Annotated in this window: 17 protein-coding genes; 3 read left to right on the forward strand and 14 right to left on the reverse strand. The window is 37.5% G+C overall.

The genetic code is table 11. The annotated features are described in order from the left end of the window. Positions 1-141: 141 nt before the first annotated feature. From C0T34_RS03515 to C0T34_RS03535, 5 genes are all read right to left on the reverse strand, one after another. Positions 142-843 carry a DedA family protein gene (locus C0T34_RS03515; protein WP_109849697.1) on the reverse strand — a complete coding sequence of 234 codons (702 nt, stop codon included), beginning with the start codon at positions 841-843 and terminating at the stop codon, positions 142-144. Positions 844-867: 24 nt separating this feature from the next. After that, positions 868-1,752 (reverse strand): tRNA pseudouridine(38-40) synthase TruA, encoded by an 885-nt coding sequence (gene truA, locus C0T34_RS03520; RefSeq protein ID WP_233063726.1) that lies wholly within the window; start codon positions 1,750-1,752, stop codon positions 868-870. After that, the gene (locus C0T34_RS03525; protein ID WP_109849698.1) at positions 1,752-2,762 is read right to left on the reverse strand and encodes an aspartate-semialdehyde dehydrogenase; all 1,011 of its coding nucleotides are present in this window, start codon (positions 2,760-2,762) and stop codon (positions 1,752-1,754) included. Before C0T34_RS03525 ends, truA begins: the two co-directional genes overlap by 1 nt. 45 nt (positions 2,763-2,807) lie before the next feature. Next, complete coding sequence (gene pdxB / locus C0T34_RS03530; protein WP_109849699.1) at positions 2,808-3,950, reverse strand: 4-phosphoerythronate dehydrogenase PdxB; 1,143 nt, start codon at positions 3,948-3,950, stop codon at positions 2,808-2,810. A gap of 149 nt (positions 3,951-4,099) precedes the next feature. Then, a complete protein-coding gene (locus tag C0T34_RS03535; RefSeq protein WP_075670590.1) occupies positions 4,100-4,882 on the reverse strand; it encodes a helix-turn-helix transcriptional regulator in 783 nt (260 codons plus the stop codon). A 121-nt stretch (positions 4,883-5,003) separates the two neighbouring features. Here C0T34_RS03535 and C0T34_RS03540 point away from each other — a divergent pair, with 121 nt between their 5' ends. Further along, the gene (locus C0T34_RS03540) at positions 5,004-5,924 is read left to right on the forward strand and encodes an EamA family transporter (RefSeq protein WP_098942341.1); all 921 of its coding nucleotides are present in this window, start codon (positions 5,004-5,006) and stop codon (positions 5,922-5,924) included. Between the two features lie 564 nt (positions 5,925-6,488). On the opposite strand, the gene fabB is transcribed toward C0T34_RS03540, so the two are convergent. Beyond that, positions 6,489-7,700 (reverse strand): beta-ketoacyl-ACP synthase I, encoded by a 1,212-nt coding sequence (gene fabB, locus C0T34_RS03545; protein WP_098942340.1) that lies wholly within the window; start codon positions 7,698-7,700, stop codon positions 6,489-6,491. A gap of 205 nt (positions 7,701-7,905) precedes the next feature. On the opposite strand from fabB, the gene mnmC reads away from it, so the two are divergent. Beyond that, positions 7,906-9,954 carry a bifunctional tRNA (5-methylaminomethyl-2-thiouridine)(34)-methyltransferase MnmD/FAD-dependent 5-carboxymethylaminomethyl-2-thiouridine(34) oxidoreductase MnmC gene (mnmC, locus tag C0T34_RS03550; protein ID WP_098942339.1) on the forward strand — a complete coding sequence of 683 codons (2,049 nt, stop codon included), beginning with the start codon at positions 7,906-7,908 and terminating at the stop codon, positions 9,952-9,954. 87 nt (positions 9,955-10,041) lie between these two features. Here the strand turns inward: mnmC and C0T34_RS03555 are convergent, their stop codons facing one another. The 7 genes from C0T34_RS03555 to prmB all read right to left on the reverse strand — a co-directional run bounded on the left by C0T34_RS03555 (position 10,042) and on the right by prmB (position 16,007). Beyond that, entirely contained in the window at positions 10,042-10,590 is a 549-nt protein-coding gene (locus C0T34_RS03555) for a GNAT family N-acetyltransferase (protein WP_098942338.1), read from the reverse strand. A gap of 125 nt (positions 10,591-10,715) precedes the next feature. Next, positions 10,716-11,612, reverse strand: coding sequence for a hypothetical protein (locus C0T34_RS03560; RefSeq protein WP_109849700.1), 897 nt, complete (start codon positions 11,610-11,612; stop codon positions 10,716-10,718). 327 nt (positions 11,613-11,939) lie between these two features. Beyond that, on the reverse strand, positions 11,940-12,212 hold the full coding sequence (locus C0T34_RS03565) for a YfcL family protein (protein WP_006533359.1): 273 nt from the start codon (positions 12,210-12,212) through the stop codon (positions 11,940-11,942). A gap of 152 nt (positions 12,213-12,364) precedes the next feature. Then, positions 12,365-12,919 (reverse strand): elongation factor P hydroxylase, encoded by a 555-nt coding sequence (locus C0T34_RS03570; protein WP_088495095.1) that lies wholly within the window; start codon positions 12,917-12,919, stop codon positions 12,365-12,367. 17 nt (positions 12,920-12,936) lie between these two features. Beyond that, on the reverse strand, positions 12,937-13,737 hold the full coding sequence (locus C0T34_RS03575) for a sulfite exporter TauE/SafE family protein (RefSeq protein WP_098942336.1): 801 nt from the start codon (positions 13,735-13,737) through the stop codon (positions 12,937-12,939). Positions 13,738-13,904: 167 nt separating this feature from the next. Continuing rightward, on the reverse strand, positions 13,905-14,990 hold the full coding sequence (gene aroC, locus C0T34_RS03580; RefSeq protein ID WP_109849701.1) for a chorismate synthase: 1,086 nt from the start codon (positions 14,988-14,990) through the stop codon (positions 13,905-13,907). A gap of 84 nt (positions 14,991-15,074) precedes the next feature. Beyond that, complete coding sequence (gene prmB / locus C0T34_RS03585; RefSeq protein ID WP_109849702.1) at positions 15,075-16,007, reverse strand: 50S ribosomal protein L3 N(5)-glutamine methyltransferase; 933 nt, start codon at positions 16,005-16,007, stop codon at positions 15,075-15,077. A gap of 590 nt (positions 16,008-16,597) precedes the next feature. Between prmB and smrB the strand changes: the two genes are divergently transcribed. Continuing rightward, the gene (smrB, locus tag C0T34_RS03590; RefSeq protein ID WP_075670570.1) at positions 16,598-17,140 is read left to right on the forward strand and encodes an endonuclease SmrB; all 543 of its coding nucleotides are present in this window, start codon (positions 16,598-16,600) and stop codon (positions 17,138-17,140) included. A gap of 83 nt (positions 17,141-17,223) precedes the next feature. On the opposite strand, the gene sixA is transcribed toward smrB, so the two are convergent. Next, on the reverse strand, positions 17,224-17,697 hold the full coding sequence (gene sixA, locus C0T34_RS03595) for a phosphohistidine phosphatase SixA (RefSeq protein ID WP_098942335.1): 474 nt from the start codon (positions 17,695-17,697) through the stop codon (positions 17,224-17,226). Between the last annotated feature and the right edge of the window lie 383 nt (positions 17,698-18,080).

Here is an 18,080-nt window from a genome sequence, read left to right on the forward strand (position 1 = left end):
TTCGCCAGTAAAATTATTGTTAGCGTATCAACCACAATGCACTGGCTGTGTGGTTAGCAAAGTTTATGATGATACCGCTTACTGAATTTCAGCGCATCTCTTTATTATGGCTATTCTACGGCAAAAACTTATGATAACTGCTCAAACCTCTTTGTTATCACTTTCTTTCTTTGCTTTTGCACTCGCTCTGCGGTGGCGTAAGATCTCAATAACGCCCGGTAAAATAGAAATAACAATAATGGCAACAATTAGCAATTTTAAGTTCTTTTGAACTATATCTAAGTCACCAAAAAAGTATCCTGCATAAGTAAATAGCAGTACCCATACAATTGCCCCAGTAACATTATAAAAGGCAAAATGACGATATGACATTTTACCCATTCCTGCAACGAATGGAGCAAAAGTTCGGATAATCGGCACGAATCTTGCCAAAATTATCGCTTTACCACCATGCTTTTCATAAAAAGCATGAGTTTTATCTAAATATTCACGACGGAAAATCTTTGAATCCGGCTTACTAAATAGTTTCTCACCAAAAAGTCGCCCAATAGAATAGTTAACAGCATCACCTAAAATGGCGGCACAAAGTAACAGTAAAACAATAATATGAACATTCACATCATTGGTTTCTAATGAAGCTAAAGCACCTGCAACAAATAATAAGGAGTCTCCGGGTAAAAAAGGCGTTACCACCAACCCTGTTTCACAAAAAACAATAAGAAACAAAATGGCATAGACCCATGTACCATATTGTGCAACAAGCTCTGCTAAATGCGCATCAATATGTAAAATAAAATCAATTATAAATTTAATCAAATCAACAAATTGCGTTAATATTTCCATAAATCCTCAGAAAACTGGGTGTCTTTATGATTGAGATATCTCAATAGGGTTATCCGCTAAAAATAGTGGGCCCATTGCAGGTTTTGGTAATTCAAAATGATCAGGATAATCAACAGAGACCAAATACAATCCATTCGCTTTAGCTGTTGCTGCGGATTTGGTTCTGTCTTTTAAGGCTAATAATTCAGCCATCCAAGTAATATCCTGATTGCCACACCCTATTTCTAAAAGGCTGCCAACAATATTTCTCACCATATGATGAACAAAAGCATTCGCTTTAATATCCACAACAACATAGTCACCGTATCGAGAAACATTAACATGCATAACGTTACGCCATGGCGTTCGCGATTGGCATTGGACAGCTCTAAAAGAGGTAAAATCATTTTCACCCAGTAAACATTGCGCAGCTTGGTGCATACGTTCAGCATCTAAAGGATAATGAAAATGTGTCACTCCAGATGACAAGATAGCAGGACGATAACGATGATTAAAAATCACATAGCGATAACGTCTTGCCGTTGCACTAAAGCGAGCATGAAAATCATCAGAAACTGTTTTTACCCAACGTATTGCGATATCCGCAGGCAAATGAGTGTTAACACCCATTGTCCAAGCGGGATCTTTACGGTGTGCAGTTGTTTCAAAATGGACAACTTGCCCCGTTGCATGTACTCCAGCGTCAGTTCTTCCCGCACAAAATACAGATACAGGTTCATTAGCCACTTGTGAAAGTGCTTTTTCTAACCGTTCTTGTACACTGCGCACTTCATTTTGGCGTTGCCAGCCATAATAACGACTACCATCATATTCAACGCCTAGAGCAATTTTAATTGTTGTGCTTTCAGAAATAACCACTGACTCAGTCAAGGGTTGTTCTGTTACTTCCGCACTCACTTGCGCATTCATTAGTAAAACTGCTCCTGCATTAATTGCTCTGCCACTTCGACAGCCATTAATGCCCCACCAAAGCGCACGTTATCTGCAACTGACCAGAATTGTAAAGCTTCTGGCATACCATAATCATTACGGAAACAACCTAAATTTAAGCTCACATTACCAGATGCATCGGTGACTTGAGTTGGAAAATCATTTTCATCACTGATATTAACATCTTCATTTTCTTGTAATGTTTCACGCGCTTCATCACTTCCCATTGGCCGTGAGGTTTCTAATTGTACTGACTGTGCATTACCATAAAAAACTGGCGCTTGCAGCGTAGTAACAGAGATTGGCAAGCCTTCGTCTTGTAAAATTTTACGAATTTGGTCAACCATGCGACGCTCTTCTTGTATAGAGCCTTCGTCATCAACCATTAAAGGTAAAATGTTAAATGCTAACTGTTTATTAAAACGACCTAATTCAGGAGGAATACCGTTAAGTAAACGAGCACTTTGACCTGCCAGTTCATCTACAGCTTGTTTTCCAAAACGAGAAACCGACATTAAGTTTGTCACGCTAAGGCGCGTTAAACCCGCAGATTCTGTTAATGGATTAATGGCACGTAATAATTGGCTCACCATACTATCTGCAATTGAAACAATATTACGAGTACGATATTCCGCAAGCATTGCACTGTTCACACCCGGAACAACCAATGGCACATCCCAATCCATTGCAAAGATGCCACTACAATCAATGACAATACAGCCAGCATCAGCCGCTTGTTGTGCATATTGCGCGCTGATCTCTGCCGGTGCAGCAAAGAAAGCTAATTGAATATCAGCCCATTCGATATTGTGAATACCTTGAACTGCAACACTTTTGCTGTTTACACGCACTGATTTCCCAATGCTATCTTCACTTGCGATTGCTGTTAATTCACCAATGGGAAATTCACGTTCTTGTAGCAGTTCTAAAATCGCTTCACCAACAGCACCTGTTGCACCAACAACTGCAATATTCCAACCTTCTCCCATAAGATATCCTCCAATACCATAAAATTTTTAAAATAATATTTTGCTTTATTTGTGTGTAGCGCTTTTATATGTAGCACTAAAGCCAATTGCATTTAATGTGTCAACAGTGGTTTGATTGTCACAAATAACGTGTAGTGAAGACCACTCACGGCGTACAGGGTAAAATTTGCGTAATTTATCAAACTCCCCTTTTATTCCAGCCACTTTTCGTAATGGAGCATCATCACGACGCACATCATAAACAAGATGAATAAGTTGTTTTAAAAGTGTTTGTGTTAACTCACCTTGCACAGAAATAGTGGAAATAGTAGGAGCAGGCAACAATGTTGATAATTCAACAGTTTGGGACTGACCAATAAAATCACAATAAGCTTCGAAAACCTGAGTTGTACCGCGCGCCTTACCTTCTAAGGTATAACCTGCAATATGTGGTGTTGCGATATCAACTTTATTTAATAACTCAATAGAAAGATCGGGTTCTGGCTCCCAAACATCCAATACAACGCGTAAGGATTTTCCGTTCTCAAGTACAGACAATAATGCTTGATTATCAATAACCTCGCCACGGCTAGCATTAATTAAAATGCGTCCTTCAGGCAATTTTTCGAGATTGCTCTCATTCATTAAATGATAACTTTTGTATGGGCCTGATCTATTGAGAGGTGTATGGAAAGTTAGAATATCTGCTTTTTCTAACAATGTTTCCAATGGGTAAAATTCTTCATCATCACCATTATCCGCTCTTGGTGGATCGCAAAGTAAAACATTTACACCTAATGCACGAAGGCGTGTTGCTAATCGCCCCCCCACATTTCCCACACCAACAATACCGACAACTTTATCGGTTAATTGAAAGCTATCTTGCTCTGCTAGCATCATCAGTGCAGAAAATACGTATTCAACAACCGCGATAGCATTACAGCCTGGGGCAGATGAAAAACCAATTTGTTGTTGTTCTAACCATGCAATATCGACATGATCGAAACCCGCAGTCGCAGTTCCAACAAATTTCACTGGCTTGCCTGATAATAAGGATTCATTGACTTTAGTAATTGATCTCACCATTAAGGCATCAGAATCATTAAGCTCATCAGTAGGTAATGGGCGACCAGAAACAGCTTTTACCTCACCTAATTGGCGGAAAAGTTGTTCCGCATAAGGCATATTTTCATCAACCAGAATTTTCACGGTGTTATCTCACTGATTTGGTATTTATGTGTGTAAGCAATCAATCGAAAAACAAAATTAAGCGACCTATTTTGCCACTTATTCACAGCAAAGCCTATTATTGACAGTAAAATCCGCCTAGATTTTAAGTAAATATATGCAAAGAAGGCTTAACAATTGGGTAATCGACGAAAACGTTCTGGTGTTGTGCCAGCAAATTGTTGAAACATCGCAATAAATGAAGACGAAGAGCTATATCCCACATCAAATGCAATTTCATTCACACTTTTCCCTTGCTCTAATAAAGAAATTGCATGTAAAAAGCGTAGGCGTTTACGCCATTCGCTAAAAGACATACCTAATTCCTGTTGGCAACGACGAGAAAGTGTTCTTTCTGAGGTATAACGTTTTTTAGCCCATTCTTCTAACGAGGTGTTATCTGCCGGATTTTGCTCTAATACAGAAAGTATAGGGGCAAGTAATTTATCTTTAGAGGAAGGTAAATAAGTATGATGTATTGGTGAAGCTTTAAGTTGATCAATCAGTACTTGGGCTAAGCGAAAATCTTCTTCTGTTTGTGGTTTACAGACACCACGATGGAAAAAGTCAGAAAATATGGTTGAAAAAATAGCACTCAATTGAATCAAACAAGGTTTATCTAATAGTCCTTCACACCAATTCGGCGCGATATCTAATACCTTAAAAGAGAGTGTTTTTTTATTGTAACTGGCATGCCCTACATTTTTGGGTATCCATACACTAAACTCTGGTGGCGCCAAAAATCGCTGTCCCCCAGCTTCTAAATCCATTACACCAGAAATTACATAAAGTAGCTGACCAAAATCATGTTGATGATAAACAAACTCGGTTTCAGCTAATAGTTGCTCATCACGAAATCGAACCGTATCTGGATCAGACAATAACCATTGCATTTTTTGTTGTTCAATTGTCATCTTTATGTTGTTCTCTTGTCATGTTGTCTTTATTGGCCTATCACTTGTCTGGTTTTCATTATATATATCTAATCAGACAGGCTTACAATAGCGACCTGGTTTAAAAATAGATGTGAGAATAATGAAAAACGCAATTTTTCCGCTTTTAGCGGTGCTAATCTGGTCCATTAATGCAGTCGTTAATAAAGCAGCCGCGTCTGTTATCGATCCCGCTGCAATCTCTTTTTATCGTTGGTTCCTCGCCTTTTTAATTATGACTCCTTTTTTGATCATGCCAGTTTGGCATCATCGTAAAACCGTCAAACAATATTGGTGGAAATTGTTTATTCTTGGTGCATTAGGGATGGTGATGTACCAAAGTTTGGCTTACTATGCGGCGCATTACGTTAGTGCAACATTTATGGGGATTTTGAATTCTCTCATCCCATTATTGACCGTTATTATTAGTATTTTTGTTTTACGTGTTGTACCGACAGTAGGTATTGTTTTAGGCACAGTGCTTTCAATTAGTGGCTTAGTTTGGCTAATTAGCCGTGGCGAACCTTCTCAGTTGCTTTCTCAAGGTTTGGGTTATGGTGAACTGATGATGTTTATTGCTTCGGCGTCATACGCCCTCTATGGCGTATTAACAAAACGCTGGTCAATTGCGCTACCTAACTGGCAATCACTTTATGTACAAATTGGATTTGGTGTTTTGTTATTATTACCAAACTTCTTTCTTGCCGAAAGTGTTGCATTAACAAAAGATAATATTGGATTAGTTATCTTCGCAGGTATCGGTGCTTCTATTCTTGCACCTTATTTGTGGATTTTAGGTGTAATGAAATTAGGTGCAAATACGACCTCTATTTTTATGAACCTAATGCCATTATTTACTGCAATGATCGCTATCGCGCTTCTTGGTGAAGAAATGCATAGTTATCACTTAGTGGGTGGTGGTATTGTGTTACTTGGCGTGCTCTTAGTGCAACAACTCAGAACGCCACTGAATTTCCGACGTCGGTCTGCTCAGAAAAAAGCAGATTGTCGCCAGGAGATGTGAGTCAATGTCAAAAAGACAACAATAAAAAAATGCCGGCTAAATTCTTAGCCGGTCACATTCATAATGTTAGGTTTAATAAATAAAACTGACACAAGAAATCAAAGTATAAAATATAAAGTAATACAAGTATCCGTGGCAAACATTACCAACTTTTATATTAAATAGCTCCTACTTATTTGTAATAAAATAACCCAGATCAATTTTTTCGCGCTCTTTTTATCTTATTCAACCGTTCCATTCTCCTAACCCCATATAAAACAAAACATTTAATGGTTTTGGGTGAAATTAAATTAAACGATTGAGATAAAATGAACCTGATTTAATTTTATCAATGTAAACAACACATTAACAAAAACAGTCTATTTTATTAGAATAATAAAATGAGTAACTATTAGAAAAGGTATTTTTAAGCGTTATTTATATAATCTTTTTTTAATGATTTTTATTCGAAAGATATCTTTATTAGAATAATAAATTATTTGGCATAATGAATTTAAAATAAAAAAGCAGACTCCATTTAAATGAAGCCTGCTTTTTTTAATAAGAAAATATAAGTATATCTAACTATTTTTTATATTTACTCATGACTAGTGAAGCATTTGTACCACCAAAACCAAAGCTATTTGACATTACAGTCTCCAGCTTCTGTTCTGTTGGTTGAGTAATGATGTTCATACCCATTGCTTTATCGTCTAATTCTTCAATATTGATGCTTGGTGCAATAAATCCATGCTCTAACATCAGTAAGCTATAAATTGCTTCATGCACACCAGCCGCACCTAATGAGTGACCAGTCATTGCTTTTGTTGCTGAGATAGCTGGTGTATGCGAGCCAAACACTTCTGCGATAGCTTCAAGCTCTTTTAGATCGCCAACTGGCGTTGAAGTACCGTGTGTATTGATATAATCAACTTTATCAACACCTTGCATCGCCATTTGCATACAACGCACTGCACCTTCACCTGAAGGAGCCACCATGTCTGCACCATCAGACGTTGCGCCATAACCTACGACTTCACCATAGATATGTGCACCACGCGCTAATGCGTGCTCTAACTCTTCAACAACCACAATACCGCCACCGCCAGCGATAACAAAACCATCACGGTTTTTATCGTAAGTACGAGAAGCTTTGGTTGGAGTTTCGTTATATTTAGTTGAGAGTGCGCCCATTGCGTCAAATTCGCAGGTCATTTCCCAACTTAACTCTTCACCACCACCAGCAAATACAACATCTTGTTTGCCTAACTGGATAAGCTCAACGGCGTGACCAATACAGTGTGCCGATGTTGAACAAGCAGAACTGATTGAATAGTTAACGCCTTTAATTTTGAAAGGTGTTGCTAAACAAGCTGAAACACCTGATGCCATTGCACGAGTTACCATATAAGGACCTACGCCACGTAGGCCTTTTGCTCTCATGCCATCAGAACCTTGGACTTGGTTACGTGGAGAGCCACCACCAGAACCAACGACTAAGCCAGAACGAATATTAGAAACTTGGTCTTCAGTCAGACCTGAATCAGCTATCGCCTCTTGCATAGATAAATAGGCATAAACCGATGCGTCGCTCATAAAACGGCGGATTTTACGGTCAATAAGACCTTCAGTATCAAGCTTAACGTTGCCCCAAATGTGGCTACGAAGCCCCATCTCTTTAAATTCTTCTGAGAAAGTTATCCCGGAACGACCTTCTTTTAAAGAATCCAGCACTTCTTTCTGGTTATTACCAATGCTCGAAACAATACCCAGACCCGTGATCACTGCGCGCTTCATTCATACCTCTTTACAATAATAGTTGTAGCTGCGGGATTTCTGAGTAGCACTTTAGCGTACAGTTGTACGCCGAACAAGTCCGATCAGGATCTTTTTTACAAAAATACAGATAAGCTAATAAAACACTTTCCCCTTTAAGGCTGGCGCAAGCAACCTAACGGCGCTAAGATATTAATTAATTTTTTCGAGAAATACAGGCAGTTCCGTGAATAATAGCCCGATAACTACTGCGTCTTTAAGTTGGAATGAACTTGGTACGCCTATCTCTGAACAATTTGGCGATATTTACTTTTCAAACCAAGACGGTCTAGAAGAAACTCGACATGTGTTCTTACATGGAAATCATTTTCCATCACGTTTTGGTACACATGTACGCTCTGAATGTGTTATCGCAGAAACAGGATTTGGTACTGGGCTTAATTTTTTAACACTGTGGCAAGCTTTCGAGCAATTTAGGCAAACATCCCCTGACTCTCGTTTAAAACGTCTTCATTATGTTAGTTTCGAGAAATTTCCTCTTACAAAAAGTGACTTACAATCTGCACATTGCCATTGGCCTGAACTGGAAAAATATTCACAAGCACTTTGTTCTCAATGGCCATTAGCCATTGAGGGTTGTCATCGCATTATTCTTGCTGATGGAGCAATTACACTGGATTTATGGTTTGGTGATATCAATATCTTGTTGCCCCAAACTCGCCAAGCACTACATAATAAAGTGGATGCTTGGTTCTTAGATGGTTTTGCGCCTTCTAAAAACCCACAAATGTGGAGCGAAACTCTCTTTCAATCGATGGCTGATTCAATGCGGGAAAACGGCACATTCGCAACGTTTACCGCCGCAGGGATTGTCAAACGAGGTTTGCAAAGTGTTGGTTTTGAGATAAATAAAATCAAAGGATTTGGCCAAAAAAGAGAGATGCTGACAGGTATTTTTCCACATCCTTCATCTCCTGAATTTCTCCCTTACTATGCCAGACCAAGTGCAACCAAAGCACAGAACATTGCAATTATAGGCGGTGGCATTGCCAGCACATTTACCGCGCTTTCTTGCCTAAGAAGAGATGCCAATGTCACCTTGTATTGTGAAGATAAACAACCTGCAACTAATGCCTCAGGTAATCGACAAGGCGTATTGTATCCTTTACTCAATGGCAAATCCGATGAACTAGAACAATTTTTTACAACCGCATTTTTATTTGCTCATCGCACTTATGACAACCTAAGTAAAGCAGGCATTCCTTTTTCACATCAATGGTCTGGCGTTGCACAAGTTATTTATAACGAAAAAGTTCGTAAAAAAGCGCAGAGAATTATCGATAATTCCATACCCTTTGCTCAAATAGCGTGTTACCTCGATAAAGACGAAATCAATAAACTCAGCGGATTAGACGTTAATTATGATGCTTTGTTTTACCCACAAGCGGGCTGGCTTTCACCGACTGAGCTCACAATCAATACATTAAAATATGCTGAACAATTAGGGTTAACATTGCGATTTAATCATCAAGTTACTCAAATAAGCGCACAAGAAGCATCTTGGCGCTTAGAGGTTGTTCATCACGATGGAGAAAGTACGACACAATTTCAATCACAACATGATTGCGTTATTTTGGCAAATGGACATCGAATTACAGACTTTACTCAAAGTGAAAAATTACCTATTAGCGCAGTCAGAGGGCAAGTTAGCCATATTCCAACAACAAAGACATTATCAAAACTAAAAACTGTGCTTTGTTATGATGGCTATTTTACACCTGTTGATCACCAAGATAATTTGCATTGTGTGGGAGCAAGCTTTCGTCGCGATAGATTAGATTTAGCAGTCTCAACGCAAGAACAAGAAAGCAATCAAGCTCATCTTACACAGTGCTTAGCAAAAGCGCCTTGGGTTAAAGATGTTGATTTTAGCCGAAATGAAGCTCGAATAGGTATTCGTTGCACTATACGTGACCACCTGCCGTTATTAGGCGAAGTACCTGATTTTGAAAAACTACAAGCGGCATATACGCATTTAGATAGATTTAAACGTAGAAAACAAACGCCAGCTTTAGCCCCTGCTTATCCTCAACTTTATATTATCAGTGCATTAGGCTCTCGTGGATTATGTTCAGCGCCTTTATCAGCAGAAATTCTTGCAAGCCAAATTTTTGACGAGCCTTTTCCGGTTGAAGATAATGTATTGAATGCCTTACACCCTAATCGTTTTTGGGTAAGACCATTACTGCGTGGGAAGCCTATTGAAGTGGAATAAATGTATAAGCAACCAAACTCGGTTGCTTATTTTTTACTTTTTGATTATCTCGCTATTATATCCGAGATCACCATGTCCAAGGAGAAGCTAAATCTCAAACTTCATTGCACAGCGCGTTTCTTTTACAAAACCCCCTCTTTCAACTTCATCGTCTAAGATTTCTTGCAAAGAATGAGGGATCTCGCTTTCTGGTAAAATAGAAAAACCTAAACGTTGATAATACGGTGCATTCCAAGGAACATGGCGAAATGTTGTCAACGTAACAGAGTCAAACTTATGTACTTTTGCTTCATCTTTTACTTTTTTAATAAGTAACTTACCAATTCCCCTATTTTGCCAATCTTGGCTCACTGAGAGCTCATGGATAAATAAGCTTTCTGGTAAATCAGTCGTCATGATAAAACCAACTGGTTCGTTATCACTATTAACTGCTACCCAATGCCCTTGCTGATCAATAAACGCTAAATGTTTTTCAACACTTTGTACGCCACTTTCACTTATCCAACGTAAGTCTTCTAAAGTACTAAAGAGCTGTCCTGCTGATTGCTCAATAGCAGGCAATTTAGTGGCATCATCGATTTGTGTTTGACGGATCGTAATATCGTTATTTTTTATTTTGTTTTGTGTTGTTGTCATCTCTGTTTCCAGCTTAGGTGCTTTTATACTTTTATGCTTTTATGCTTTTATACTTAATTTATTAAAAAGCCATCCTGTTGGATGGCTTATGTTAATACTAAAATAGCTTCTTATTTTTTAAGTTGTTAATCTTTAGGTAATATACCGTAAGATTGAAACTTCTGAGTCTCTATAATAAAACGATTATAGTACATATTGTCTTCCACTGAATCCTTCACCACACGGTTACTATAAGCGCGAACAACAGCAAGTGTCGCCTTATGAAGTTTATCTTTTAGTGTGTTATGGATCTTCGGATCTTCACTTTCTTGAACTTGATTTAACAATGAAACAAGCTCTTCTGCTTCAGCTTGAATATCAGGATCAGTAAATTCTGCTGTCGGTAACATATAGTCTAAATCCAGATTAACAGAATCGTTATATTCATCTTCTTGAGTAAACGGCTCTAAATCTTTGTTGTATTCCGCTGAAATGTATTTAATAAATTCTGGTTTATCAAAGCATTTATTTTTTATGCCACCATTATTATTTTTATTGCGAGTGCGGATTTCATTAGGAAATGGCTCACCTAAGGCATAAGTACACTGAAAGATATTACCATCGATTAATGTGGCATTAGTGCTACGCACTGGAAGTTCAAATTCATAGCCATTAATAATAACGGGGTAATCGACAGGTTTAAATTGATCTGTTTTTCCCTTTACTGCATAAACTTCTGAAAGGGTGTAATACATAAAATTATCAGGATTTAGTATGCCACCATTATTCTGATCATAAACCATAAATCGAGCATCATTACCGGCACTATCTTTTAAGCTATGCTCACCAGGTGACAGCGTTATATAACCATTTTTACCTGGTTCAACCTGATATTCTTTATCATCGACACTAAAACTAATGACTTTTTCGCTTGGATTACTGTAATAAAACTTGTTTTTTTTATTATCTAAATCAAATTGATCACAAGCAGATAAAAATAAAACTGCGCTAGTCAGTAAGCCTATTTTAAAGAAATTTTTCATCGTATCGTTATCCTTATCATAAATATTCTATGCAAATCATTTGCATCCCGAGAAACATTCCTAAAAAACATTTAAAAGTAATTTTACAGAAATGGCAAGGAGTTACAAAAGATAGCACTATTATGCTTAATCAATGAGAGATACATCGACTTTGAAAAATCAAATAAAAACAATTGATAAATAGTAAGGATCAATTTTTGTATAAAAACCAATCTAATTCAACAGTAAATATCTTAAATATGACTTAATGGCTGTGATTTTAATAAGATATTAAGAAAGAAAAAACAACCGATTTATACCGGTTGTTCTCTTAATAGACATGCAGGACTAATTAATTGAGTTAACTAAATCATGCCAAGTAGATAAAACTAACGCTTGATCAGGTGGTGAAAGCTCACCTGCTTTTATCGCTTTTTGAATGCTCTCTTCTACACGCGCTCTTAACGCTTCTAACTGTGTGTTATTTTCTTGCTCAAGTTCAGCAATAGCCAGTGTAATATGGCCTTGTAAATATCCACCTGCAAATAATTCATCATCAGTGGCATGTTCAACACGGCTGTCAATTTTATCTAATAAGTACGCTTCATACTCAGAAAGCATTATTTATCCTCAATATATAATGTTGCTATTTTTATATTTACCCTGTATTAACAGAGCATAAATACATGTGTTCTAGCAACCTTACTACTTCAGACTCCACCCTATAGGGTAAAACCTTCACAGTGGATAAGCGATAGTTATTCTCGCAATCCTTAATTAACTAAAGGATTTTCCTGATAAGGAAACATCTCTTCGGTTAGCTCTGGGGTATTGTAAAACAAATGTAACGCATTAATAAATAGCTGTGCACGAGGTGGCGTGTTTTTATCTCGTAAATAAGCGAGTACTTGTTCTCTAACTTTATTTCTGAACTCATAACGATCAGGCTCAAAGTTACCTTCTAAATTGTCACAACTGACATTGAAAGGATAACCAGCAGCTTGGCAAAATAACCAATCTAATGCTTGAGGTTTGATTTCTACAACTTCAAACTGTCCTTGAGTGGTTTCATCTCGTCCATCTGGACAATACCAGTAACCATAATCAACTTGTTGGCGGCGAGCCTCTCCAGCAATACACCAATGTGATATTTCATGTAAAGCACTGGCATAAAAGCCATGAGCAAAAATGATTTGGTGATAAGGCGTCTCTTCATTTGCAGGCAAATAAATCGGCTCATCATCCCCTTTAACTAAACGAGTTTGAAAACTTTCGCTAAAACATTGATTAAAAATATCAATTAACTGTTGATAATGATGTGCTGACATTTAAAAACCATCTATTCCTAATTAAAAAGTGCAGAAAACCAAAGTGCAATAGTATCGCCATGATTGTCATGAATGAGTTTGATACTCATCAAAAAGGAGATAATGACCAGCATAGGTCTTATTAATTTTTGCCCTTTTGTTAATACTAAACCTGCACCTAAGCGAGCACCAATAAATTGCCCACAAAGCATAACTAAACCAATAGTCCAAATAACCTGCCCACCAATAATAAAAAACAGTAAAGAGCCAAAATTAGAGGTAAAGTTGAGCAATTTAGCATGAGCAGTCGCTTTTGAAAGATTATATCCAAGTAACATGACATAACCTAAAGCGAAAAAAGAACCTGTACCTGGTCCAAAAATACCATCATAAAAACCGACACCGCCGCCTAATATTACCCCAAAAGTATAGTAACCAATGCGTTGTTTACTGTCTTGAGCACCTATTGATGGAGTAAAAAGGAAATAAAGGCCAATGGCAATGGTAAGAATAGGAAGCGCTTGTTTAAGAATTTCGGGGTTAATAAACTGCACTAACATTGCACCAGAAACTGCACCAATAAAAGTCATTAAAATTGCAAATCGTTGCGCTTTTAAATCAATAACCTTTCGACGTATAAAATAGAGCGTAGCTGAGAACGAGCCACCTACTGATTGTAATTTATTTGTTGCGAGAGCTTGAACTGGCGGGATCCCCGCAGATAACAAAGCTGGAATGGTGATTAATCCACCGCCACCAGCTATTGAATCAATAAAACCTGCGATTAAAGCAACACAGAAGAGAAGAAGGTAGATGCCATCTGAAAAGAGCCAATCCATTTATCTATCCGAATTATTAGGAATGAAGGACGCGTTGCTGTGTTTATCTCATTATTTAAAAAAACCACAGCAACACGATCTGAGCATAATAAAATTAGGCGCTCACACCTTTAAAGCTAACATCAAACTTACAACAGTTTATCGACCACGTTATTGATGTAGAATGATTACCATTGCATTAGCGGAGGTACAACATCACCACATTGTCCACGTTGGCGCAATGCATGATCGAGCAATACAATTGCCATCATTGCTTCTGCAATAGGGATAGCGCGAATTCCCACACAAGGATCATGACGACCTCTGGTTATCATATCGACTTCTTCACCATCACGATTAATTGTTTTTCCTGCAATAGTAATGCTAGATGTTGGTTTTAAAGCGATATGAGCAACAATAGGCTGACCACTGCTAATCCCACCTAAAATGCCACCTGCATGATTGCTAGTAAAACCATTTTTAGTGATTTCATCTCTATTTTTAGTGCCTTTTAAGGTTACAACACCGAAACCATCACCAATTTCAATTCCTTTAACTGCATTAATACTCATTAACGCGTGTGCTAAATCTGCATCTAGTCTGTCAAAAACAGGCTCACCAAATCCGGCTGGTACACCTTCTGCAACCACAGTCACTTTTGCACCAATCGAATTGCCTTCTTTTTTAAGCGCACGCATGTATTCATCAAGTGCTTCTAAACGAGAAGGATCTGGGCAGAAAAACGGGTTGGTTTCAACGATAGACCAATCAACAAGATCACAAGTAATTGGGCCTAGCTGAGAAAGATAGCCTTTTACTTCAATACCCATTTTCTCTTTTAGGTATTTTTTAGCGATTGCACCAGCAGCAACACGCATTGCAGTTTCTCGTGCAGAAGAGCGCCCACCACCACGATAATCACGCAAACCATATTTTTGCTCGTAGGTATAATCAGCATGACCAGGGCGAAAAACATCTTTGATTTCACTGTAATCTTGGGAGCGTTGATCAGTGTTTTCAATCAATAAACCAATGCTTGTTCCTGTTGTAACACCATTAAATACACCTGACAAAATGCGTACTTGATCAGGTTCACGGCGTTGAGTGGTATAACGCGATGTTCCGGGTCTACGTCTATCTAAATCAATTTGTAAGTCAGCTTCTGTTAAAGGTAATCCAGGAGGCACACCATCAACAATGCAACCTAATGCAATACCATGAGACTCACCGAAAGTAGTGACTCTGAATAATTGTCCGATACTGTTTCCTGCCATCCCTTTATTCCTATCTTTTACTGTGTGATGTTATCAATATGTTATTTACAATAAATAACAATCTACCGTCTCATTGCTGTTACATCAATGTTTATCAGTAGAAAAACACGCTGAATATTCTATGAGCTGTTCACGAGTCAGCATAAAGACACCGAGTCCACCATTTTCAAACTCAAGCCATGTAAATGGAACCTCAGGGAATTGCTCAATTAAATGAACCATACTATTACCCACTTCACACACTAAAATACCTTTTTCACTCAGATATTCAGGCGCTTTTAGCAAAATTTGTCTTGTAATATCAAGACCATCAATACCTGAAGCTAATGCTAATTCAGGTTCAACTTGGTATTCATCAGGTAAATCGCCCATATCTTCTACATCAACATACGGCGGATTTGTCACAATAATATCGTAAGGTGTTGGAACAATTGCATTAAATAAATCTGACTGCATTGGATAAACACGATGCACTAAACCATGGTTTTCAATATTAAATTCAGCCACTTCCAGTGCATCTTCAGAAATATCAACCGCATCAACTTCAGCATCTTCAAATTCATGAGCACAAGCAATAGCAATACAGCCACTTCCGGTGCATAAGTCGAGAATGCGTGCGGGCTCTTGCTGAATTAAACCATCAAAATGATTATTGATTAATTCGCCAATAGGAGAGCGAGGAATAAGAACACGTTCATCGACATAAAATTCGTGGCCACAAAACCAAGCGCTATGCGTTAAATAAGGAACTGGGATTTTCTGTTCAATACGGCTTTCGATCAGCGTAATAATTTCCATCTTTTCAGAAGTTGTTAACTTGGTTGATAACAGCGCATCTGGAATATCTAAAGGAAGTGCGATGGTCGGTAATACCAGCTGTAATGCTTCATCCCACGCGTTATCTGTGCCATGACCATAGTAAATATCAGATGAATTAAACTGACTCATAGCCCAACGTAACATATCTAGGATCGTGCTTAGATCAGCAACCGCTTCCTCTTTTAGTGTTATATCCAAAACTGTTGTCCTCTGAAGAAATAGAAAGTCTGTAGTTTGCCATGAAGATCGCGATAAATCAGCGGGAAACCATAAAAAAACATCACTACATTATTATTCTCTTTACCATACCCGCATACTTAGTGTGGTTTTAAACTTCAATCAGGTAATCAAAAGCAAAATTTATGATCTATTCATAAATAAAGATTGGCATTTTATACTTTTAATTTAACTTTTATTAGCAAGTAAATGAAATTGAACCATACTTAGAGCATGAAAGAATTAACTGTGTACCAAAATGCGCCTGTAGATGTTTTTCATTCAATATGAAGTCACTTGAAAGCAAATAACTAATTTTAAAGACTATTTAAATATCTTTTTATCGTTTTTCATCACAACCTGAAGATATAGCAATATTTTATGTTCCACAGATATCATGAGTAGAGCAACTTGTTAACTAGCCTATATTTGCTAACTATGTGACTATTTCGGCAGGGTAAATTCCCTGCCTTTTTTTACGCTAAATTTATGGCCTATACTTTTTTATCTCTGACGCTATTTCATGTACTATTGCCTTATAAAGACAGTAACACTATGAAGAATCGTAAAAAATGAATAAAAAATTTTCATTACCGCCTTCTGAAATTGAGTTGTTTCAGGAGATGATAAAAGGTACTAAGAAATTACCTCAGGATAAAATACTTCATTCGCCAAAACGTAAAAAAGTAACACATTATGCGCCTGAACGTCTGCAACAAGAGCAAGTTGATGCCTCTTATTATTTTTCAGATGAATTTCAGCCTAACTTAGCCACAGAAGGCCCAATGCGCTATTTAAGGGAAGGCGCTAATGCTTATGAATTAAAAAAACTACGTCGTGGTGATTATGTACCTGAATTTTTTCTAGATTTGCACGGATTAACACAGTTAATTGCAAAACAAGAGATTGGCGCATTGATTGCGGCATGTAGACGAGAACATGTTTATTGTGCCTGTATTATGCATGGACATGGCAAACATATTTTAAAGCAGCAAACACCTCTTTGGTTAGCACAACACCCTGATGTAATTGCTTTTCATCAAGCCCCTAAAGAATGGGGAGGTGATGCAGCATTATTAGTACTCGTAGAAAACGACGATATTGCTCGCCGCTAAATCTCAAAGATTCTATTGCATTAACCCTTAAATCACCTATCGGGTGAAATAAGGTGTTAATTATTTACTTAATTAGTTGATTTTTATTTCAATATTGAGGGTGACACTTGCCATAGCAACTCCCCTGCACCTTTTGATAAATCAAAATCAACACAGGCAATGGTTGATGTTGAAAACATAGGAGCACATACCGCAGGACAGAGTTCAGCGACAACATAACCCACTAAAGGTAAGTGAGAAATAACAAGAATATTTTTATATCCTGTATCGCCCAAGGCACGTAAGTAATGTGCAACATGTGAAGGATTACCTCCTGGGATAAGTCCATCATCTGTTTCTATTTTATTAGGTAGAGCTAAATCTGCTTTTACTGCATCCAATGTCTGTTGAGCACGTAAATAAGGGCTGACTAAAACATAATCAATTATATGTCCTTGCTTTATCATCCATTCAGCCATTTTTATTGATTCACTTTTTCCACGTTCAGTCAGTGGCCTTAGTGCATCGCTAGCAGCATCAAGAGCTGCTTCTCCGTGGCGCATAATAAAAATTTGCATAGTAAATTATCAAACCTATTTTATTTTTGTAATTACTGGCATTTACAGTTTTAAGATACTTAATTTAATTCAGTTTAAATCAATATATCCCCATATAAAAATCTTCAATACCTTAATTGCAATAGCATTATTAATATTTTTAAGATCATGCCGTTGGTTTACAAATCAACATCATTTTCAGAATTTTATTTTAAATAACTTCGTTTTTAAATTTATTTTCAAATAACTATTTTGCTATATCTGGCTATCATTAACACTTTCGACCTCTTTTTCCATTAAAAATTCACCAATTATTAATCTGACGCAAAAAGTACAAGAAAAAAGGCGCCTAAGCGCCTCAATCAAAACAAATGTCACAAAAGGAAAAAGCAATGGTAATGTGA

It is taken from the genome of Proteus sp. CA142267, assembly GCF_003336825.1.
Taxonomy (GTDB): domain Bacteria; phylum Pseudomonadota; class Gammaproteobacteria; order Enterobacterales; family Enterobacteriaceae; genus Proteus; species Proteus terrae.

What these genes read in the sequence shown, in the direction of transcription:
- C0T34_RS03535 (WP_075670590.1), bottom strand. Translation starts at nt 4,882, where the DNA reads ATGACAATTGAACAACAAAAAATGCAATGGTTATTGTCTGATCCAGAT.
- C0T34_RS03565 (WP_006533359.1), bottom strand. Translation starts at nt 12,212, where the DNA reads ATGCTTTCTGAGTATGAAGCGTACTTATTAGATAAAATTGACAGCCGT.
- C0T34_RS03555 (WP_098942338.1), bottom strand. Translation starts at nt 10,590, where the DNA reads ATGACAACAACACAAAACAAAATAAAAAATAACGATATTACGATCCGT.
- C0T34_RS03525 (WP_109849698.1), bottom strand. Translation starts at nt 2,762, where the DNA reads ATGGGAGAAGGTTGGAATATTGCAGTTGTTGGTGCAACAGGTGCTGTT.
- sixA (WP_098942335.1), bottom strand. Translation starts at nt 17,697, where the DNA reads ATGCAAATTTTTATTATGCGCCACGGAGAAGCAGCTCTTGATGCTGCT.
- aroC (WP_109849701.1), bottom strand. Translation starts at nt 14,990, where the DNA reads ATGGCAGGAAACAGTATCGGACAATTATTCAGAGTCACTACTTTCGGT.
- smrB (WP_075670570.1), top strand. Translation starts at nt 16,598, where the DNA reads ATGAATAAAAAATTTTCATTACCGCCTTCTGAAATTGAGTTGTTTCAG.
- fabB (WP_098942340.1), bottom strand. Translation starts at nt 7,700, where the DNA reads ATGAAGCGCGCAGTGATCACGGGTCTGGGTATTGTTTCGAGCATTGGT.
- C0T34_RS03515 (WP_109849697.1), bottom strand. Translation starts at nt 843, where the DNA reads ATGGAAATATTAACGCAATTTGTTGATTTGATTAAATTTATAATTGAT.
- C0T34_RS03560 (WP_109849700.1), bottom strand. Translation starts at nt 11,612, where the DNA reads ATGAAAAATTTCTTTAAAATAGGCTTACTGACTAGCGCAGTTTTATTT.
- C0T34_RS03540 (WP_098942341.1), top strand. Translation starts at nt 5,004, where the DNA reads ATGAAAAACGCAATTTTTCCGCTTTTAGCGGTGCTAATCTGGTCCATT.
- C0T34_RS03570 (WP_088495095.1), bottom strand. Translation starts at nt 12,919, where the DNA reads ATGTCAGCACATCATTATCAACAGTTAATTGATATTTTTAATCAATGT.
- truA (WP_233063726.1), bottom strand. Translation starts at nt 1,752, where the DNA reads ATGAATGCGCAAGTGAGTGCGGAAGTAACAGAACAACCCTTGACTGAG.
- C0T34_RS03575 (WP_098942336.1), bottom strand. Translation starts at nt 13,737, where the DNA reads ATGGATTGGCTCTTTTCAGATGGCATCTACCTTCTTCTCTTCTGTGTT.